At 52.0% G+C, this 18,820-nt stretch carries 15 protein-coding genes; 6 read left to right on the top strand and 9 right to left on the bottom strand.

All coding sequences use genetic code 11. The features are described from left to right. Nucleotides 1–2: 2 nt before the first annotated feature. Both EL645_RS07765 and EL645_RS40805 read right to left on the bottom strand, forming a co-directional pair. Nucleotides 3–1,415, bottom strand: a complete 1,413-nt coding sequence (locus EL645_RS07765) for a DEAD/DEAH box helicase (RefSeq protein ID WP_246035312.1) — start codon at nucleotides 1,413–1,415, stop codon at nucleotides 3–5. Nucleotides 1,416–1,640: 225 nt separating this feature from the next. After that, nucleotides 1,641–2,867, bottom strand: a complete 1,227-nt coding sequence (locus tag EL645_RS40805; RefSeq protein ID WP_218031778.1) for a transposase — start codon at nucleotides 2,865–2,867, stop codon at nucleotides 1,641–1,643. A gap of 614 nt (nucleotides 2,868–3,481) precedes the next feature. On the opposite strand from EL645_RS40805, the gene EL645_RS07755 reads away from it, so the two are divergent. After that, on the top strand, nucleotides 3,482–4,240 hold the full coding sequence (locus tag EL645_RS07755) for a hypothetical protein (RefSeq protein ID WP_126549491.1): 759 nt from the start codon (nucleotides 3,482–3,484) through the stop codon (nucleotides 4,238–4,240). A 19-nt stretch (nucleotides 4,241–4,259) separates the two neighbouring features. Here EL645_RS07755 and meaB read toward each other — a convergent pair whose 3' ends face one another. Genes meaB through rnc form a run of 4 tightly spaced genes read right to left on the bottom strand, consistent with a single transcriptional unit; the run spans nucleotide 4,260 to nucleotide 8,070 of the window. Beyond that, nucleotides 4,260–5,219, bottom strand: a complete 960-nt coding sequence (gene meaB, locus EL645_RS07750) for a methylmalonyl Co-A mutase-associated GTPase MeaB (RefSeq protein ID WP_126549490.1) — start codon at nucleotides 5,217–5,219, stop codon at nucleotides 4,260–4,262. Nucleotides 5,220–5,227: 8 nt separating this feature from the next. Next, a complete protein-coding gene (locus EL645_RS07745; RefSeq protein WP_126549489.1) occupies nucleotides 5,228–5,659 on the bottom strand; it encodes a cobalamin B12-binding domain-containing protein in 432 nt (143 codons plus the stop codon). Continuing rightward, a complete protein-coding gene (locus tag EL645_RS07740) occupies nucleotides 5,652–7,346 on the bottom strand; it encodes an N-6 DNA methylase family protein (protein WP_126549488.1) in 1,695 nt (564 codons plus the stop codon). Before EL645_RS07740 ends, EL645_RS07745 begins: the two co-directional genes overlap by 8 nt. Next, nucleotides 7,330–8,070 (bottom strand): ribonuclease III, encoded by a 741-nt coding sequence (gene rnc, locus EL645_RS07735; RefSeq protein WP_126549487.1) that lies wholly within the window; start codon nucleotides 8,068–8,070, stop codon nucleotides 7,330–7,332. The genes EL645_RS07740 and rnc overlap by 17 nt, the downstream gene beginning before the upstream one ends. Nucleotides 8,071–8,409: 339 nt before the next feature. Here rnc and EL645_RS07730 point away from each other — a divergent pair, with 339 nt between their 5' ends. The 5 genes from EL645_RS07730 (at nucleotide 8,410) to EL645_RS07710 (ending at nucleotide 14,984) form a co-directional block, all read left to right on the top strand. Continuing rightward, nucleotides 8,410–10,350, top strand: coding sequence for a copper resistance protein CopC (locus EL645_RS07730; protein ID WP_126549486.1), 1,941 nt, complete (start codon nucleotides 8,410–8,412; stop codon nucleotides 10,348–10,350). A 37-nt stretch (nucleotides 10,351–10,387) separates the two neighbouring features. Then, nucleotides 10,388–11,515, top strand: a complete 1,128-nt coding sequence (locus tag EL645_RS07725) for a WD40/YVTN/BNR-like repeat-containing protein (RefSeq protein WP_126549485.1) — start codon at nucleotides 10,388–10,390, stop codon at nucleotides 11,513–11,515. 215 nt (nucleotides 11,516–11,730) lie between these two features. Beyond that, nucleotides 11,731–12,954, top strand: a complete 1,224-nt coding sequence (locus tag EL645_RS07720; protein WP_126549484.1) for a YncE family protein — start codon at nucleotides 11,731–11,733, stop codon at nucleotides 12,952–12,954. 324 nt (nucleotides 12,955–13,278) lie between these two features. Then, on the top strand, nucleotides 13,279–14,028 hold the full coding sequence (locus EL645_RS07715) for a phytanoyl-CoA dioxygenase family protein (protein ID WP_126549483.1): 750 nt from the start codon (nucleotides 13,279–13,281) through the stop codon (nucleotides 14,026–14,028). Nucleotides 14,029–14,057: 29 nt separating this feature from the next. Next, nucleotides 14,058–14,984, top strand: a complete 927-nt coding sequence (locus EL645_RS07710) for an AraC family transcriptional regulator (RefSeq protein WP_126549482.1) — start codon at nucleotides 14,058–14,060, stop codon at nucleotides 14,982–14,984. A gap of 304 nt (nucleotides 14,985–15,288) precedes the next feature. Here the strand turns inward: EL645_RS07710 and EL645_RS07705 are convergent, their stop codons facing one another. The 3 genes from EL645_RS07705 to EL645_RS07695 all read right to left on the bottom strand — a co-directional run bounded on the left by EL645_RS07705 (nucleotide 15,289) and on the right by EL645_RS07695 (nucleotide 18,808). Beyond that, nucleotides 15,289–16,980 carry an ABC transporter permease gene (locus tag EL645_RS07705; RefSeq protein ID WP_126549481.1) on the bottom strand — a complete coding sequence of 564 codons (1,692 nt, stop codon included), beginning with the start codon at nucleotides 16,978–16,980 and terminating at the stop codon, nucleotides 15,289–15,291. 10 nt (nucleotides 16,981–16,990) lie between these two features. Then, the gene (locus EL645_RS07700) at nucleotides 16,991–17,851 is read right to left on the bottom strand and encodes an ABC transporter ATP-binding protein (protein WP_246035311.1); all 861 of its coding nucleotides are present in this window, start codon (nucleotides 17,849–17,851) and stop codon (nucleotides 16,991–16,993) included. 492 nt (nucleotides 17,852–18,343) lie between these two features. After that, nucleotides 18,344–18,808: a hypothetical protein gene (locus EL645_RS07695; RefSeq protein ID WP_136625183.1), complete on the bottom strand. Its 465-nt coding sequence runs from the start codon at nucleotides 18,806–18,808 to the stop codon at nucleotides 18,344–18,346. Nucleotides 18,809–18,820: the final 12 nt, after the last annotated feature.

Genomic DNA, 18,820 nt, shown 5'->3' with positions numbered 1-18,820 from the left:
TGTTAGCGGCGCCGTTTGGCAATCTGCTCTTCTGTGGTGCCTGTCGTTATCAACTCATAGAGTAGAGCCTGGCCAGCTTTAGGGCGTAGGATGCGACCCAGGCGTTGGATATACTCGCGTTTGGTGCTGTTGCCGCTAACAATAATGGCTACCCGGCAATCGGGAACATCCACTCCCTCGTTTAAAACGCGGCCGGTGGCCAACTTGGTGTAGGTGCCGCTGCGGAAATGTTCCAGGATCAAGCGCCGCTCCTCGGTCGGAGTTTTATAGGTAATGCTGGGGATACAGAAGCGCCGACTGATCTCATCGACCACATAATTATATTCTGAAAAGAGAATAACTTGATCAGCGCTATGTTCTTGTAGTAAGCGCTCAATCTCTGTGTACTTGGCTGGAGCATTCATGGCGATATTGCGTGCTTCCCGCCAGGCCAGCATAGCTGCGCGAGCCTCGGGATCGCGGGCACTCATATAGATAATTTTTTGCTGGAAATCTTCTGGATTGCGGATCACGATGCGGCGCCGCTGCAGAAACGAGCGATAGATGCGCCGTTGTTCGGTATAGCGTTCTTGATCCTTATCCCCCAGCGCGATATCAATGGCTTTCTCTTGATATTGTGCCAGGAAACGGCCCTCGGTTAATTCCGCAGGCGAACGACGATAGACCTCAGGACCAATCAACTCCTCTAACTCAATATGGGCCATATCGCTGCGTTCTGGCGTGGCGCTGAGTCCCATGCGTAGTGGTGTAAAAGCACTTTCAGCGATCAAGCGATAGGTTGGAGCTGGTAGATGATGGCACTCGTCAAAGATCAGCAGGCCAAATTGGCGCAGCTCACGCGGATACAGGGCGGCCGAATCGTAGGTGATGATCGTGATCGGCTTTAACTCCTTTTCGCCACCGCCAAAGACCCCAATCTCTTCAGCTGACAAAGATAGCGCCGCCGCCAGTGCCACCCGCCACTGTTGGAGCAGATCGATCGTTGGAACCACGGCCAGAGTCCACACGCTCGTAGCATGGATAGCCATCGCGGCCGTAAAGGTCTTGCCTGCCCCGGTTGGTAGTACCACTACCCCACGACTATATTCGGCCAGCCATTTGTCCAGCGCCTCTTGTTGATAGGGACGTGCCTGCATTGCCAGTTTTGTCTGGAATGGCAGGGCTGGTCGCTCATCAAAGGCCACCCGAAATGGCACCTTTTGTTGTTGCAACGCCAGTTTAATATCCTGAAAGTGCATCGGCAGAGTACGTAAAAAGTGCCCCCGTTTATCCAACTCCATCCCCTGCGTAATCTCAAGGGACAAATGCGCTCCAAACAGAGCCGTAATTAACTCCTGCCGTCCCGCCGCCGCCAGATCTGCCGGTGGTATTATCGCCAGATCGCGGCCACGCTGATCAATAATCGTCTGTGTCAAACATCTCTCCTACCAACAATGATAATGTGTCCCTGCCTGTACATAGATAGTACACGCCCTCGTCAATGTCCCCGATACCTCTTTTCTACCTATTCTATTTACTTCCCCCCCATCTGGCAATGCCCCGTAGCCCCGCCATGGCTTTTTACTTTTCCTCTTTGGCGCCTGCGGCGCCGGGTTGAGAGTGTGGGTGGTGGGCGGCCGCAGCTCTTAGGTGTAGGTTTTTCAACAGGAGTTGAAAAAGCCCTCTGCGAGCGGCAAGTCAGGCCCCTGAGGCCAGGGCTCAGCGGGCAAGAAGAAGCGTAACGGTTCCTGTAAGCGCCAAATGATACGCGCTGCCAAGCGACACCCCCGATTGAAGCAACTCAACTTGCGCCTTTGATGCTGCTTTCGGTCGGGCTTGGCCGTGCGCCGAGCAATATGCGTGGGAGGCAGGCGTTCCAGGCAAGGCGCCTGCTCCTGCACCTCACGCTGGGCTCCCATCCCTACGGTGAGCAGAGTCGCTACCGCCATGGCCAACCAGAGCCGTTCCACCCGTGAAGGGATCTCACACCGACAGCGTTGCCAGTTCCACCCCCCTCGTTTCCCATCTTTGAACCCACATTCGATCCAAGGGCGCAGCCCGTACCAGCAGGCTTGGGCCTCTTCGACGGGCAGATCCGTCACCACGAACCAGGGCTCCTCATAGCCTTCATCCCAGCGCGCCAGCAAGCGACAGCGCAGCCGAGCATGCCGATCCGAAAAGCACATCACGTCCCCACTCCATTGGGTTCCCGCGCTGGGAACGAGCGTTTTGATCTCTCGGAAGTCCCCCACCCGATGACTGCTGGCTGGACGGGCCTTGCTGCCGCTGCGAATACGCAAAAAGGGATGCCACCCACACGCCACGATTTTTTGATACAGCCAGCGAGCGTAGAGCCCTCGATCTGCCATCACCAGGACTTCCCATTGCGCAGGAACGGACCCGCGCAAGCTCTCCAGTAGGTGCAGCCAGTGCGATTTGTGTTCTCCTTTCACTCCAGCTGGCACGATGTGCCAGGCGACCGGGATGGCACAACTACGCAGCACCACGGAGATGGAAAGGATCACGAAACGGTCACTCACGTTGGTAGCGTCGACAACGAGCACCAGACGGTGGCTGCTGGGATCCCAGCAGGATAGGATCCAGGTCAAGAGGGGCGCGAAGCAGGCCGAAACGTCCACCTGCTGCCGATGAGAACCCCGTTTGGCACCCGCTTCATTGCGCCATTCCCGCAGGCGTTGAAAGACGGTTGGTTGCGTTTGCCCCAACACTTCTGCCAGGCTGTCGGACACCTGGGTCAAGCCGCAGGTTCCTGCTATGACAATCCCCAGGCTGTAGCAGGCCAGCACCTTGGCTTGGGGCCAACTCAGATGAGGAAAGCGTCTTGCTACTTCTTTGATCCAATGCCATACTGTTTCTGGATACGACATGGTTTTCTCCCTTTCGATCGCCTTTGTTTTTGACGGTGGTCTTATCGTAACAGAAAACCGTGTCCTTTTTCTTGTTCCCTTTCAAAAAACCTACACCTAAGAGGCGGCCGCAGCCGCCCACCACCCACACTCCACCCCTGAAAGAATGTCCATTATCTCGCTTGCTCGTGATCTCTCTGCGATCTCGGGACGAACATGAAAAAGCCCTGGCTCCCAGCTATAAGCGGGAGGTGCAGGAGGGCGGCGAGCCCTTCTGCCGGGGAGCGGTGTCCCCGCCTACCCCTTTTATCCCCCTCGCACAGCAGGCGGAGTGAAGCGGGAGGTGCAGGAGGGCGGCGAGCCCTTCTGCCGGGGAGGGGGGTGTCCCCGCCCACTCTTTTCATCCCCCTCGCGCCGCCGCAGGCGGCAAATAAAAGCACAAAAGGTCCTATATAGATAGAATCTATTGAATTAAACAGCATAATATAGTATTATCTGGTAAGAGAATATATCTTTATGCTTTTGTGGTAAGAAACGTGGCGGAGGTCGTTTTATATGCAAACTCTAAGCAAATTTCTATCCTATAAGATCAAAACCATTGCCATCGTCGATAGCACATCTTCTGGCCCGAGGTAATGTTACCCTATTGGGACGCAGAGATTGCCGGCTTCTCTACCATTCATGTACCCCAGGAATTACATACCATTCCTGAAATTGTCGACTTCATTCAGGAGTATGCGCAGGCAGCTATCTGCTCGCACCGCCTGGGTTCCTACAATGAGTCCCTCTTTTATGGGGCTGAACTGGCGGCCGCCCTCTATGATGCTGGCATTCCTACGTTGCTGGTAACTCAATATTTAGAAATTGATCAGCATTCATCCATCCGTCGCTGGCGTGATAAATTGCCGGTTGTCCTACGCTTACGCGAATTCGATTTCTCGACTCTGGGGCATTATCTGGACTTATGTGTCAGTGAGCTACAGGGCCATATACCCGAGTCGCGCATCCCTTACCGCGTAATGGTCGGGGTGGAGCATATAGAAGGCATGGCCGGCGATCAGTATGTAGATGTATCGCTTGACTACTGGGATCGCTATCAGCGTATTCGGATGCCTCTTGAAGTTTTTCCACCTGAATTACGAGATAAAATTGAGCCGGGGAGCTGGTTGTTTGCCATGGTAAATATTGAGGCCGAATTCGCCCATGAACTCTATTTCCGTGACTTCACTCTCGCGCCCGAGCCGCAATTTGATGAGAGTCTGACCTATTGTGTGAATGTACTGGACGATATCAATGAGAGTGAACATCCTTTTTTATGGTTTGAGAAGCAGCAGGTCTATGAGCACCAGTTGGAGGTAGAAGTGTTTGGTGCTAGTAAAGATATCTATAACTAGCACCAATCTGATCAGGTCTCTATGGTATAGGATGTTGGAGGCCGATACGCTCTTGCAGGTTTGTTGCTACACTATAGGGGTCGCGCTCACGCCTGGTGACATCCTCGACCAGCGCATTCCATTCCTCTGTTCCAACCGTAGCCTGTAGAGTTTTGGCCACGGCCTGCAAGATCAGAGTCTGGATCTCGCTCTGGATCTGGCGTTGGGCCCTCTGTGCCAGCATACCACTCTCTTTGAGATAGGACTGGTGTTTCTGGAGAGCGTCGATCAGTTCGGGAATCCCTTGTTCTTTAAGGGACGAAGTCTTGATCACGGGAATGCGCCAGGCGGATTGGCGGCGATTGGGGTCCAGGCTCAAGAGCATCGTAAGCTCGGCCGCGGTCTGGTCAGCGCCCGGCTTGTCGGCTTTGCTGACCACAAATATATCGGCGATCTCAAGAATACCGGCCTTAATGGCCTGGATGTCATCGCCCATACCTGGCGCCATTGTCACCAGGACCGTCTGGGCGGTACGCATGATCTCAACTTCAGCCTGGCCGGTGCCGACCGTCTCAATAATGATGGGGTCATAGCCAGCGGCATCCATAGCCCGTACTACGTCGCGGGTCGCGGTCGAGAGTCCACCTAAGTGTCCACGGCTCGCCATGCTACGAATAAAGACATTTGGATCGCCAGCCAGTTCCATCATGCGGATGCGATCACCCAGGATTGCTCCACCGCTAAATGGGCTACTGGGATCAACCGCGATGACGCCAACTTTGCGATCCTGGCGGCGCAGCTCACGGACCATGCGTGTAACTAACGTGCTTTTGCCCGCTCCGGGCGAGCCGGTGACACCAACGATATGGGCCTTCCCACTGTGCTGATGAAGTTCGGCCAGATAGGCATGGGCCTGGGGTAGCTCGTTCTCAATCAATGTGACCATGCGTGCCAGAGCCCGGCGATCTCCCTGGAGTAGGCGTTCAACAATGTTTTTCACGCCCACTCCTATACTTCGGTCGTCAGGCGTTCGGTCTGGACGTTATCTCGTACAAAAGCGATGATCTCTTCTGTCGAGGTCCCGGGTCCAAAACAGCCTTTGATGCCCATATTTTTGATTGTCGGAATATCTTCATCGGGCAGAATGCCACCTGCCGCGATCAGTACATCGTCAACTTCATTCTGCTTGAGCAGCTCAATGATCCTGGGAAAAAGGGCCATATGAGCACCAGAGAGAATACTTAACAGGATCGCATCCACATCCTCCTGGATGGCAGCTTCCACGATCATCTCTGGTGTCTGGCGGATGCCAGTATAAATAACTTCCATGCCAGCATCGCGCAGGGCCCGTGCGATAATCTTAGCTCCTCGATCGTGTCCATCAAGTCCTGGTTTGGCCACCAGAACACGGATTGGGCGATTGGCCTGATTCTCAACCATACAAACTGACTCCTTCGTCAACAACGTCACGAGGCGGCTCTGTCACACGCCTCTGCTGGAGAGCTGCTTGGTAGAGCGCGCAAATCGCTCGCTCCTGTTCTTCATACAGCTCATAGCTCTGTGCTTTCAATTCTACAACGGAGGATGATTTGCTGCAAGCATGCATCAGTAGTTTAGCCCTGTCGATAATTTGCACTTTTTCAGGATAAGCTACATTGATGGGTATGGGTAATTGTGCCAGCACATATTGTTCAATCTGCGGTTGGACCCATTTGTAGGCGGTGTGCAGCGTATAGAGGTAGTCTTGCAAGATGCGCGAGTTGAGAAGTGCCAGGAAGAAATAAAGCTCGTCTTCAGAATTAGTGGCTGCCTGTTCTTCCTCTCCACTGGCTATACAGACATTCAGTTGCAGAATATACAGCGTTTGTAGTACGACGTGTCCCTGTACATCCAGGGTCGCCTGCAAGCGACCGGCACTTTTAACCAGCAAAATTTTGGGGGCCAGATAGCGATCTACTGGCTTCACAATCTGTTCGCGGGCGATCCAGCAGCTGGCTATGGGTATCTCATACGGTCGAATGTCTATCCCTCCACGCAGGACAGGATACCATCTGAGTTCATCTGTCATGGGTGGGGTAGCTTTAAGCAGGGGACTATCTTTGCCCAGTTCCTCTCCACGCCTGATCAGCATACATTCACCCAGGCAAGCAAGGGTACGTGGAACGTGGGCAGCAACCTGTGTATGTAATTGACGTTGTAGTCGCTCAATGATTGTATCTTTTATCGTGCTGAGCAGATAGCGTAGCTCGGCTCCTGGTTGCTGGCTCAATAGGGCCTGCGAGACGGTGTTGCTCAGTGGTAATTGCAGGCTAACCTCTGCCACTTCTAGCTCTGGTATCCGGTCGATCCAGCGTTTGCGCTGCCAGTTGATCTGATGGTGGGAGGGCGGGGGCGTCTTCTGCGCTACAATTACCACCGCCCCAACATAGGCGGCAAACACATCGGCCAGGTGCCAGATATGGGAGATTGTCGTTTCTGCCAGGAGACGTTGTCGCTCCAGGGTTGCATTGGTGCGGGCCAGCACCGGATCTGGCAAGACCAGCCCGATCCAGCCGCCCGGGCGTACAACCTGTAAGGCCAGATTGAGAAAGAGGAGATAGCTATCGACCTGACCGCGTTGATGAGTTGAGCGGTAACCACTTAAATCATTGTTTTTGGCCGCCAGGTAAGGCGGATTGGCAAGGAAGAGATCAATGTGCTTGCTCTGTTCCCAGGGAAAAGCCAGTCCATCGGCTTGATGAACATGCAACTGGTGTAACGCATGACTACCAGGATGATGGAGATCAAAGGTAGAGCGTAGCTGGAGTTCAGCTAGCGTACAGGCAATCGGATCGGGATCAAATCCCCAGATGTTGTCTCGGGTATAGCGGGCGAGGTTACGCACAGATAGCCCACTCCGTTTCCCATAACTGAGTAAACGGTGGGCGGCGCCAGCCAGAAAATTACCACTTCCGCAGGCAGGATCTAGCACACGAATGCCTGAAAGATCTTTATCAGGCGTATAGCCACATGCATCTAGAATCTGCTCAACGAGTAGGGGCGGAGTCGAAAAGTGCCCACGCAACTTGCGTTCTCGTTGGGGCAGGCTGGCTTCATACCAATGTAGAAGATCATGCTGTTGTGTCATTGGCGGACGAGTGTTTATCTTTCTTTTGCAGCAATTGCAGTGCTTCACGCGCGGCTAAACGTCCGGCTTCTTTGATACTGGATGCCTTGCCTGTTCCTAGCAGTTGTTCTTGCTCAAACACCCCAACCAGAAATGCGCGGTCATTATGGCGGCCACTCTGTTCAAGAACCCGGTAGCGAGGTAGATTGCCCGTGCGCTGCAGAATTACTTTTTGTAGGCGTCCTTTGGGATTAGTATCAATGGCATGGTTGCTCACTAACTCTATCATGGGGAAGATAGTGCGGGTGACAAAGTCACGTGCGTGCTCCGTGCCTTGATCGATATGAATGGCTCCCACAATTGCCTCCAGTACATCGGCACAGAGGGAATCGCGGGAACGCTCATTGAATGTGCGTAGATTAGCGATATCGACGCAGATAAACGGGAAGAGTCCCAGTTGTTGACCGACTCGTGCCAGTACCCGGCGACTTACCACTTCTGATTTTACCGCTGTCATCTCACCTTCGGAGGCATCGGGGTGGGTGCGATAAATATACTCAACCACATGGGCGCTGATGATGGCATCTCCTAGAAATTCCAGCGTATCATATGAATCGTGCACAGCCGTATCCGGACAACACGAATGGTGTGTAATTGCCCGGCGTAAGAGGGTACGATCATGAAATGTGACCTGGAGTAAAGATTCCAGTGCGGTAAGATTGTCTACGATTTCTGCGTCGTTCATAATTCTTATTATATCTCAGTTATGGGAAGAGCGTCGAGTCTGATCTTTTCTGTTTTATACTCAGGTTCGCATTATAAGAGAGTGAACCTCGAATGGGTGAGCTTTCTCCTGTCGATTACGCTATAATAAGGAAAGAATGTGCAGCGTTAAAAATCGTTGCGATGAAATGACATCTTCCTGTAATTGTTACTATGTACGCTATTCTTTGTTCCTGCATATACTTAAAGCAGGGGAAAATTAAGCATACAGTTTATTCTGAGGGGTATATTCCCAGCGACATTTGTAGGCAATAGACAGGATTTCTAGAGCTTATCACCCTTATACTATAAAGGTTTTTCTATGTTGTACTTGCGCCGTTACTATAATGCGGGACGCATGCTAGGGCTGGCTTTCCCCCTTGCTATGCTCCTTTTATTCTTCTCCGCTTTGCCGGCTGAAGCCCATGCTATTTTGTTGAGATCCGACCCCGGCAAAGATGCGGTCCTCTCGACGCCACCTTCACAGGTTAGTATGTGGTTTAGTGAAGATCTCAATCCATCTTTTAGCACTGCAGAAGTAGTCAATGCCTCCAATACACAGGTAGATGCCAAAGATTCCCATGTGGCTGCGAATGATCCTCGTGAGATGATTGTTTCGCTGCCCAACAATCTGCCTGCTGGTGTGTATGTAGTGGTCTGGCGCACTCAGTCGGCTGATGATGGGCATGTACTGAGGGGATCTTTGCGTTTTAGTGTGGCCCAGGCTGATGGGACGGTGCCTCAGGTAACCGGGAAGGTCGCGCCTGGAACGGGTATCCTGGGTGGCAATTCAGCTTCAGATGCTTCCAGTGGACAGTTGGATGGCTCGTCTTTCTTTAGCTTTTTGATGGTTACTCTGGTAGATCTGGGTGTGGTGTTCTGGGTCGGCGCTCAACTCTGGCATTCCTTTGTCTTGCAACTCCATGATAGCGAGGCTGTTGAACAACAGGATGCTGATCAACGGGCGGTAGCGCGCTTTGAGCGTTACTTTGCCCTACCCATTCTGCTCTTACTGTTGCTCGCTAACTTTGGTGTGCTGATAGGACAAGGGCTGGCCCTCTCGAGTGGAGACTGGGGACAGGCATTAGCGCCAGCGACATTTCAGGGTCTATTATTCCATAGTCGCTTTGGTTCCTTCTGGATTTTGCGCCTGGGTGTAATTGTGATCGCCCTGGTTCTGGCGGCCTTTGCCAGTGTGGTGCGTGAGCGTCCACGAGCCATGGATAGCATTTTGTCCTGGCTAAATCTAATCTTGAGCCTGGCTTTGCTGACGGCGGTTACCCTTTCGGGGCATGCGGCCGCCGTAAGCGGGGATCTGCAGACGTTCGCCATTGTGGGAGATTGGTTGCATCTGTTGGCTGCCTCTCTGTGGGTTGGAGGCATGCTCTATCTCTCATTAATCTATCTGCCTGTGATTCGACATAGCGCGTTGCCTGAACGAACGCGTATTTTGCTATCGACGCTGGCACACTTCTCGCCGCTTGCTCTGGCTGGTGTGGTGATTATGGCTGTCAGTGGTCCATTTAATGCTGTCGTGCATATGGACTCGTTTTCCCAGTTGATTACCACTGCCTATGGACGCGCGTTGTCGGTCAAAGTCTTACTGGTAGTAGCTCTGCTGGTCACCAGCGCGATCCATGTGCTGCTCTATCGCCCCCGTTTGAAAAAGGCCTCAACCCAATATGATAGCGCATTGTCTCAGAATGAAGCGGGCACTGCAGATGAAGAGAAGCAAGTGCTGGCTGTGGCTCCAGAGGCCAAGCAGCTGGAACAGAGTGTTGGGCAACAGACGCGGCGCCTCACCACTGTTCTGCACTGGGAACCTTTGCTCGGCGTCGCCGTACTGGTGTGTACAGGACTGATGAATGTCTTCGCGGGTAGCTTGTTGCCAGCTGCAGCCAGTCAAACGCCAACGCAGCAGACGGCCACGGTAAAGCCATATCATGGCACCTTTCCTACCAAAGATCATCAGTATACTATCAACCTGACTGTTTCGCCCAATCGCTTTGGAACCAATGTCTTTACGGTCAGTGTCCTGGATAGTAAGGGAAAGCCCGATACGAATATCGGTGTCTCTGTGTATACCCAGATGCTGGATATGGATATGGGAACCGATGCCGTCAATTTACAGCCCGATGGCAAAGGGCATTTTAGTGCTCAGGGTGACTTAAATATGGGGGGCCATTGGCAGCTGCGTGTTGAGATACGTACGCCTGAGGCTACCTTACATAGTGGAACTGTTGATATCACTACTCCATTTTAAAATGGAGTAGTGATAAGTTAATATTGAGGATGTAGGGATGAGCATAAAGAATTTTTCGAGGCCAGCGCAGGATGGGGCTGGCTTGCAGGGAGATTACGCGTCTGCTGCAGCCAGGCGTTTATTATATTTTCCTGTCCAGGTGGTATGTGTACTGGCATTGTTAGTGTTAAGTGCATGCTCAGGTTTAGGTAATAGTGCCCAACAAACCGCAACCCCGGCGGCCCAGAAGGTCAACGTATTTGGTACGGCTGCCAACCATGCGCATGCTATGCTAGCCTTGCCCAATAATATATTGCTGGTCGCGACACATTATGGGCTCTATCGTTCTACCGATGCGGGCAAGAGTTGGTCAGGCCCCAATCAAGGCCTCAGTGATATGATGACCTCCTCTCTTACCAGCAGTCCACTTGATCATCAGCGTGTCTATTTGTTGGCGGAGCACTCTCTTAGCAGCCAGACAGGCGCTATTGGTCTCTATACCAGTTCTGATGGCGGCACTAGCTGGCAACTGGCTTCTAAAGCGGATGATACGGGAAAAATGTATACCATCGTAGCAGGTAACCGTTCTGCTGATGAGGTCTATGCCTATGTGCCCACCAAGGGCGCCAATGGCTTTGTGGTGAGCCAGGATGGCGGTAAGCACTTTACTTCTCCTGGAGCCCTCCCCTTTGGCCGCATTTTAGGTATTCTGCCTCTGCCCAAACAGCCCGGACAACTGCTGGTTTATAGCAACGATGGCGCGGCGCGTAGTAGCGATGGAGGAGCCCATTGGACGACGATCAAGGGCTTCGATTCCGCCGTTTATAATATGACCACGAGTGGGCCTCAGGACCCGATTTATGCTTCGGGTGATCAGGGTATCCTGGTTTCCAAGGATGACGGCAAGAGCTTCTCCCTGGTTTATGCGGATGCGCGCTATAGTGCCCTGACAGCCACACCTGGACAGCCTGATATGGTCTATGGGAAGACTGGACGCATGATTTATAAGAGTACGGATGGTGGGCATACATGGAAGTCTTTGCCGCAGCTCAAAGGCAATCTGGAAAATCTCGTGCCTGATCCACAACTCTCGTCACGCCTCTTTTTATCGCTGTCTTATCCATGTGCAGTATACCAGTTTGACCAGCAGAATGCTGCATGGACTTCATTGACCCCTAATGCATAGGATTGCGGACGCTGGCGCGCCAGGCATTTTTTATTCAGGTATTGCAGTAAGATAGTGTTTGATTCGCATGCGTTTTCGCACCATCGGTGCTCAAATGATTTTTATGGTGAGCTGCAGCAAGTGTGCTCCGCGCGTTTGCTGCAAATCACCATAAAATCAGCTCGGGCGCGGTAGCGCACGTACGCTTAGAAAAGGGATAGAGGCCGGGTAAGTACATGTATAAATATACACATCATCTTCTTATAGTTTTTGCGCTGCTGGCACTTGGCAGTATGATCTTCATGGTGCCAGCGGCCCATGCTGATGGCGGGGCTCCCAATTTAGCCTATGTCGCTGGCGCCAGTGGTGGTGTTGGGGTTGTTGATGTCCAGCAGCAAAAGGTCACCAGTACGATCAAGGTAGCGGGAGATCCCCATATGGTGGCTTTGAGCCAGGATGGGCGTTTCCTTTATGTGACGCAACCCCAGCTCAATCAGGTATCGATTATCGCTGCGAAGACCGGCGACACGGTCTGCTCTGCTAAGGTGCCTGGCGCACCCACGCTCTTAATCTTTGATCCTAACGTCCAATCATTGTACGTGGGCGGCTCTCAGAGCTCAACCGTTACTGTCATAGATGCCACGAAATGTACTATTAAGCGGCGTATCGAAACTGCTGGAACTGTCTATGGTCTGGCTTATGCGGCAGTTGGATCAGCCGTATCGGGGAAGAGTGGGGAGCAGTTGTGGGTCTCGAATGAAAAGGCTCTCTCTGTATATGATGATGTCAGCGGCCAATCGTTGGCTACTGTCGCGCTACCCCAGGGGCCGCGCTATCTTTCAATCCCTCCTGGCACCACGGTCTATGCAACCACCAATGAAAACTCGGTGCTGGCCATTGATATCAGCACCCATAAGATTTCTCCATTGATTAAGGGTGGCACCTATGGGCCGATGGACTTTGATGAGACTACCGGTGAAGTCTATGTGCCGGATAGCACTAACAATCAGTTGGTCGTGTTGAATCCTGCCAATGCTGGTTTCGTGATCCCTAAAGAGCCCAACCATGTCTTGAAATTAGATGTGGCCCCGCGTTCGGTCGCGATTACCAATGATGGACAACTCGGTTTTGCTGCTTTGAGCAATGGTAAGGTGGCTATGTATGATATCCCGGGCCGACAACTGGCAGCCACTATTTCAACTGGTGGAATGCCACAATTTATTATTACTGGCCTCTATCCACCGACCTTTGGCACTACGCCTGCTCAGGCGAGCCTGGTTGATAAATTTGGAAATATCCTTGGCTATGTCATTGTCATCGTGCTTTTGATTGTCCCCTTTATCCTGTTCCGCCGCTACGCAAAGGTGCGTAACGCTGTCCACGCTAACCAGCAGGCAGAAGGACAATCCGAACAGAGCCACGAAGATAGCCCTCTTGTGCCACCATCTGATGAGCGATGACCCTGCAGGACACCTTGTTTTATGCACATGCTCACCTTATTGCGACCCTGCTATAAGGTGAGCCTGTCTGTTTTACAAACAAGTCTGTCTCTCTGCTTTATTCACAAGCATGCTTCTTCTGTTTAGAATACTGGTATGCCATTCAATCGTATGAGCGCAGCTGCCTGACAGGCGAACCCGTTTCCTTGCAACTGATCACTGCGAGGGGCTGAGCCAGTGGCAGCGGAGCTAGCCGCGTCCAAGCGGCGTTTACGATTGCTTTTCAATAGCATGGAGTTTTGCATTTGATCATAAAATACAAGTAATCGGACAGGGAGGACTGATATGCTTACTGCGGAACAGCTCGCATTTTATCATGAGAATGGCTATATCCTCGTCAAAGGGGTATTAACGAAGGAAGAAGCTCAAACCTATCGACAAGAGTGCCACAACCTGGTTGAGCGTCTGACACGCGATCAGGACATTGATGCCACCTGGGGAAGTGCACGAGCCAACGCAACTGTAGCGACCAGGATCTTACATTGCCATGATGTACAATTTCAATCCGCCGCTTTTAGTCGTTTACTGGTAGATGAGCGCGTCACCGGTATCGCAGCTGATATTATTGGCAGCCCGAATGTTCAGTTGCATCATAACAAGATGTTTGTTAAGCCACCAGAGAAAGGCTCACCTTTCCCAATGCACCAGGACTATCCTTTTTTTCCACACAAAAACCATAGCATGATTGCCGCTATTCTCCATTTTGATAATGCTCCATTGGAAAAGGGCTGTGTTCGTGTGGTGCCTGGATCGCATAAACTGGGTCCAGTGCCGCATCAAGAAGAAGGTAGCTGGCATCTGCCACTTGAGCAATACCCATTGGAATCCGCGCAGCCATGTCCCGCTGAGGCTGGTGATGTATTGTTCTTTAGCTATCTGACCATTCACGGTTCGGGAGTAAATGTCAGTGATGAGGCGCGTACCACGCTGCTCATTCAAATGCGTGACCCACAGGATCCGCCCACCGTTGATACCCATAAATCCCGTGGACAGGGTATGATATTGCGCGGGATTGATCCTTTAGAGCCTCGCTAGTGCGTAGTAAAGGTTGTTCTTTGGTTGAGATGTCGACTCTGGTACCACGTCAGCGCTTTATGGAACTGAATAACCTGGCCTTATCTTTACATCTGGGTAGCTTTGATAGCGAGATGTTGGGTTGGGGATTTTTTGAGCCGCGCTATTGGCGTAACTATCTTCATACCCATTCATGTTTTGAGATCTGCTACGCCTTTCAAGGTGAAGGACAGTTTCAAGCGGGGAATACAATATACACCGTTCGCAGTGATGATGTATTTATCGCGCGTCCGGGCGTGAGCCACGAGATCATCTCATCTGAAGAGCAACCTTTGGGTATCTACTTCTGGACGTATACCCTCACTCCTGGCTCACAGGAGCCGGCTCAGCTTGATAAGCCTGAGCACAACCGGGGATTGGATAGCCTGCTCATGGCCTTCAAAAATTCAACCTGTGTAGTGAGCAACCGTACAGCCGCGATGTTGCCTACCCTTGAGCTCTTAACTGAAGAAATCGCACAACGTCATCCAGGCTATTCTCATATTATTGAGGGCCTGGTCGCCAAACTTTTAGTTGATACTGCCAGAGCTACTGTAGATGAAGCGACCCTGGCCCTGGCTGAAAGGCCGCTGTCACGGCAACCAGATCAGGCAGTAGCCCAGATGATCGAGCGCTATCTACGCGATAACTATTGGCGCCCCATCTCTATACGTGATCTCGCGGCCCAGGTTCATCTCAGTGAACGCCACACCAGTCGCCTCTTCCAAAAAGTCATGGGTGAAACTATCATGTCATACCTGACCACATTACGCCTGGATATCGCCGCCCAACTGCTGCTCGACCAGCAAATCCCCATCAAAGAAGTTGCCCTGACCGTTGGCTATCCCGACGTACGCTACTTCATCACCCTCTTCCATCAAAAAAAAGGCCTGACCCCAGCCATCTTCCGCCAGCGTGGCGGCACAACTTTCCTCTAGCTCCCAATCGTTAAGATGCAAAAATTGCGCATGCGCGCCCGCACCTTATTAATATCATGCTGCAAAAATTGCGCCCGACGCCATTTGCTCAGCACATAAGATGAATTCTCGAGCGCCTTTGGGTTTGAGGCGCAACTTCAGATGTGAAGATCGCGTCAACCATGAGGATCAGGCACATCTTTAATATTAATGCAGTAAAAAGTGCGCAAACGCACTTTTTACTGCATTAATATTAAAGCTCGGGCGCGTCAGCGCACGTACTCAACAGAGCGTCAATGTCGAGAAACATCTCGACATTGACCACCTACTCTTTGGTTATAATACCGGCAATTTCGGGAGCCTGCCGGAGAATGCGTGGAGCAACCATATTGGTGACGATGACATAGAAGATTGCCCCATAGAGTATCGAGGCAGGCAGGCTCACAATCCAGATCCACTCAGCATGGAAGAAGACCGGCAACGCTACCGCTGCCGCTACAGGGATCAACAACGCCATCATAATCAAGGAGGCCACCATTGACATCAAGGCACGTAGACAGCCACCTTCCGCACTCATATTCGAAGCGGTCTGGAAACCGCGCCGGGCCTGGCGCATCTTTTGCGGCAAGTAGACGCTGGTAAAATTACCAATGCCCAGGATGATGCCGAGCCCTGCCAATCCGATTACCAGTGCCGGCCCCACATAGATCCAGGCTCTGGTAACCACCGCCGCAATCACGATCAGCAAGCTAATCTCGACCAGCCCCACCAGAAAGACCGCGATATTTTTGCCCCACAGGATATATCTTGGATCGATAGGGAACAGGAAGAGGGTCGTGATGCCCTGTCGTTCAAAGCCCAGTGAGTTATATGCCAGCGCATAGAGCGTGAACAGGATAAACAGCGGCACTATCAGCACTGTCCATGGTCCGATGGCAGAGAAGACGCGAGCCCCACTTGCCCCACTGTTATTGAAGATGGTGAAGCTAAAGTACAGGATCAAAAACATCAGCGAGACCATCGATTGTAGAAAGATGGCTTTGATCTGAGGATCGCGCCAGAAGTATTTCAGGTCCTTCTCAATCATGGCTTTGACTGGTATCGGAAGACGGCGTGCAATCGCGTTGCCGGAGGTTGCCCCACTGGCTGCGGTAGCAGTGTTCTGGCGGCGTACGGACCTGGCGCTTCCCGCGCTCTCAGCCGCGGTCAGGCCGCGCTCCACAATCATCTGCCAGAAGAAGAGGAATAAAAGACTGATGGCCGCGAGTGCCACGAGCCAGACAACGCTCATCAACCAGTTACCAGCTGCCGCTTGCTGAATCGAGCGAGCTGCCATACCTGGCGGCAACCACTGCAGATATGGCGAGATGTGTGCCTGCAATAGCGTGTTGTAAAAGCCCTTATTGATAAAGCCACGAATCGCAAACTGGCATAGATAGCCACTGGATGAGAGCAAGACCACCAGGATCACGCTGAGGTCGCGGAAACGGCGGCTCTGTAGTACCTTTTGCAATAGGGCCAGCACCAGCTGGCTGGCGGCTACCAGCTGGACGTAGAATACCAGCATACATAATAAGGCCATCAGGGCCAGCGGAATCGAGATCGCCCAGCCGGCCACGACCGCGGCCAGCGCGAGCACCAGGCCCACAGTAGGGATGTCCAGCAGGGTTGAGAAGACCAGGCTCAGCATCAACTCTCCCCTGCTCAGTGGGAAGAGGGCCAGCTTGGAGATGTCGAGCCCCTCATTGGTTGAAAATTCGAGCAGCGGCAAGACCAGCCAGAGCACAAAGATGCCTGTTAAGACCATGAAGAGTACTTCGGCATTGGCGGGCTCGGGTAGAAAACGATAGGCAGCAAAAGTAAGGCCAGCAATCGTCACGCCAGCTCCCAGCACAAACAGTCCAAGAAAGATGGTGCCAATAATGCGTGCCACGCGATTACCACGTGTAAAGCCGCGCGCGAACATCTTCCAGCGCAGCCAGAATAACCATCGAATTTTATCGCCATGGATAAGCATGCTTATACTCCTAATCCAGCCAGCTTAGATTGTGGTTTTCATTGCGTACACCGATGACGTTGAGGAAGATATCTTCCAGGGTGGCATCTTTATCTGCGCCATTGCCACTGGCACGCTCGCGCAGTTCTTGTAATGAACCCTCGGCGACTAATACACCCTGGTTAATGATTCCTACCCGTGTACATAGGCGTTCGACCACTTCCATAATGTGTGATGAGAAGAAGATGGTAGTGCCACGGCGCGTCAGGTCGTGGAGGATATCGCGGATGACGCGCGAACTGACGGGATCGATGCCCTCAAAGGGCTCGTCCAGGAAGAGTACCTGTGGACGATGGATGATGGCTGCTGCCAGGGCGGCCTTCTTACGCATACCTACTGAATAGTCAACAATCAATTTGTCGGCATCGTTGACCAGGTCCAGTACCTGCAAAAGTTCTTCGGTGCGTTTGTGAATATCGGCCTCAGCCACTCCATACATATGGCCTGAGAAGGTAATAAATTCTCGACCCGAGAGGCGCTCGTAGAGATTCAAGTATTCGGGTAGCACACCCATCAATGCGCGTGCCTGCAAAGGATTCTGCCAGACATCAACGCCGCCGACCCAGACGTTGCCAGAACTGGGTCGCAGTAAGCCCACCATCATTTTGATGGTTGTTGATTTGCCCGCGCCATTAGGTCCTAAAAAGCCAAAAAACTCTCCCGGACGTACCGCAAGATTGAGATTATTGACCGCTAATTTCTGGTCAAACTGGCGTACAAGGTTGCGCGTGACCACAGCATATGAAGTATTTGATTGTGTTGGGACTGGACCATTATACTGTACAGCCGGCGACCAATCTGTGGATGAGTTCGGTTCAGGAGATGTCATCATATTCATTATCCTTTTTTATTGTTATTAATGGATAACTCTGGCGAATTCTTATTTGCTGCATGCGCAGCCCACTTTTCTATGTCCTTGCGCTAATAACTGACCGCTATGTTTTTTATAGCAATGCGCTATTTCCTCCAGACATACTTATACTGACGTAGTATGTCTGCCAAAATCAAATATATATGCCTCTGTGCTGCTTTTTGGTACTTCCTTGATATCTGCCCCGAAGAAATATAGCATCCTGGCTATTGGCGCACAAAAGAGCAGGCTTACCTCTACTAAAACGAATGGATGGACTTGTGCTGGCCTAAAATATTTATCTGGTCTATAAGCGACCATAAGATGCTTTTCCAGCAGATATGTAGTAGAGTCAATCCTACCTATTGATTATACTATATTGTTGTAGAAATAGTTTTACTGCAGGCAAAGCAGTGTTTTTGGCACAAAAAGAAGGACTGGTCAAAACCAGCCCCTCTAATGCATTATGCTTGCTTAGTTCATCCATTCGCCAGGAATGCTGCGGTCACGCACTCGTACATTGGCCTGATTGTTCTTCATGTTCTTGCCATCTTCTGTGATGCGCTTGGGCAACTCAGAGATGTTGATGCGATGCCAGTAGGCTGCCGGGAAGAGACCCAGCCCGATGGCCAGGGCAATACCAATTTCACCCTGGTTGATAGGTAAGCCCGCAGGGAGGCGGAAGAACGATTGTGAGATGACATGTAGCAGCACCAGCAGGGCAGCTACAAACAGGACCAGCTCGAATGCGAAGGCCGCATAATACGAGACCACTTCTGCCCGCTTATTGCGCCGGTAGAAGATGGCCAGGGCCACATTGAGCACACAGAGAAAGCCAGTCACCCACAATACGACGGGGATCGCCGCCGTTGATTTGAAACTCAGTCCGGTTGACTGTGCTGCCATGACTGAGATGAGCGCGCTATTGAATACTATCAACGAGTACCTCCA

This window comes from Dictyobacter kobayashii (genome assembly GCF_003967555.1).
Taxonomy (GTDB): Bacteria; Chloroflexota; Ktedonobacteria; order Ktedonobacterales; family Ktedonobacteraceae; genus Dictyobacter; species Dictyobacter kobayashii.
This window is presented reverse-complemented; position numbering and strand designations above follow the sequence as displayed.

What these genes read in the sequence shown, in the direction of transcription:
- EL645_RS40805 (WP_218031778.1), bottom strand. Translation starts at nt 2,867, where the DNA reads ATGTCGTATCCAGAAACAGTATGGCATTGGATCAAAGAAGTAGCAAGA.
- EL645_RS07755 (WP_126549491.1), top strand. Translation starts at nt 3,482, where the DNA reads ATGTTACCCTATTGGGACGCAGAGATTGCCGGCTTCTCTACCATTCAT.
- EL645_RS07745 (WP_126549489.1), bottom strand. Translation starts at nt 5,659, where the DNA reads ATGGTTGAGAATCAGGCCAATCGCCCAATCCGTGTTCTGGTGGCCAAA.
- EL645_RS07740 (WP_126549488.1), bottom strand. Translation starts at nt 7,346, where the DNA reads ATGACACAACAGCATGATCTTCTACATTGGTATGAAGCCAGCCTGCCC.
- rnc (WP_126549487.1), bottom strand. Translation starts at nt 8,070, where the DNA reads ATGAACGACGCAGAAATCGTAGACAATCTTACCGCACTGGAATCTTTA.
- EL645_RS07730 (WP_126549486.1), top strand. Translation starts at nt 8,410, where the DNA reads ATGTTGTACTTGCGCCGTTACTATAATGCGGGACGCATGCTAGGGCTG.
- EL645_RS07725 (WP_126549485.1), top strand. Translation starts at nt 10,388, where the DNA reads ATGAGCATAAAGAATTTTTCGAGGCCAGCGCAGGATGGGGCTGGCTTG.
- EL645_RS07720 (WP_126549484.1), top strand. Translation starts at nt 11,731, where the DNA reads ATGTATAAATATACACATCATCTTCTTATAGTTTTTGCGCTGCTGGCA.
- EL645_RS07715 (WP_126549483.1), top strand. Translation starts at nt 13,279, where the DNA reads ATGCTTACTGCGGAACAGCTCGCATTTTATCATGAGAATGGCTATATC.
- EL645_RS07710 (WP_126549482.1), top strand. Translation starts at nt 14,058, where the DNA reads ATGTCGACTCTGGTACCACGTCAGCGCTTTATGGAACTGAATAACCTG.
- EL645_RS07705 (WP_126549481.1), bottom strand. Translation starts at nt 16,980, where the DNA reads ATGCTTATCCATGGCGATAAAATTCGATGGTTATTCTGGCTGCGCTGG.
- EL645_RS07700 (WP_246035311.1), bottom strand. Translation starts at nt 17,851, where the DNA reads ATGATGACATCTCCTGAACCGAACTCATCCACAGATTGGTCGCCGGCT.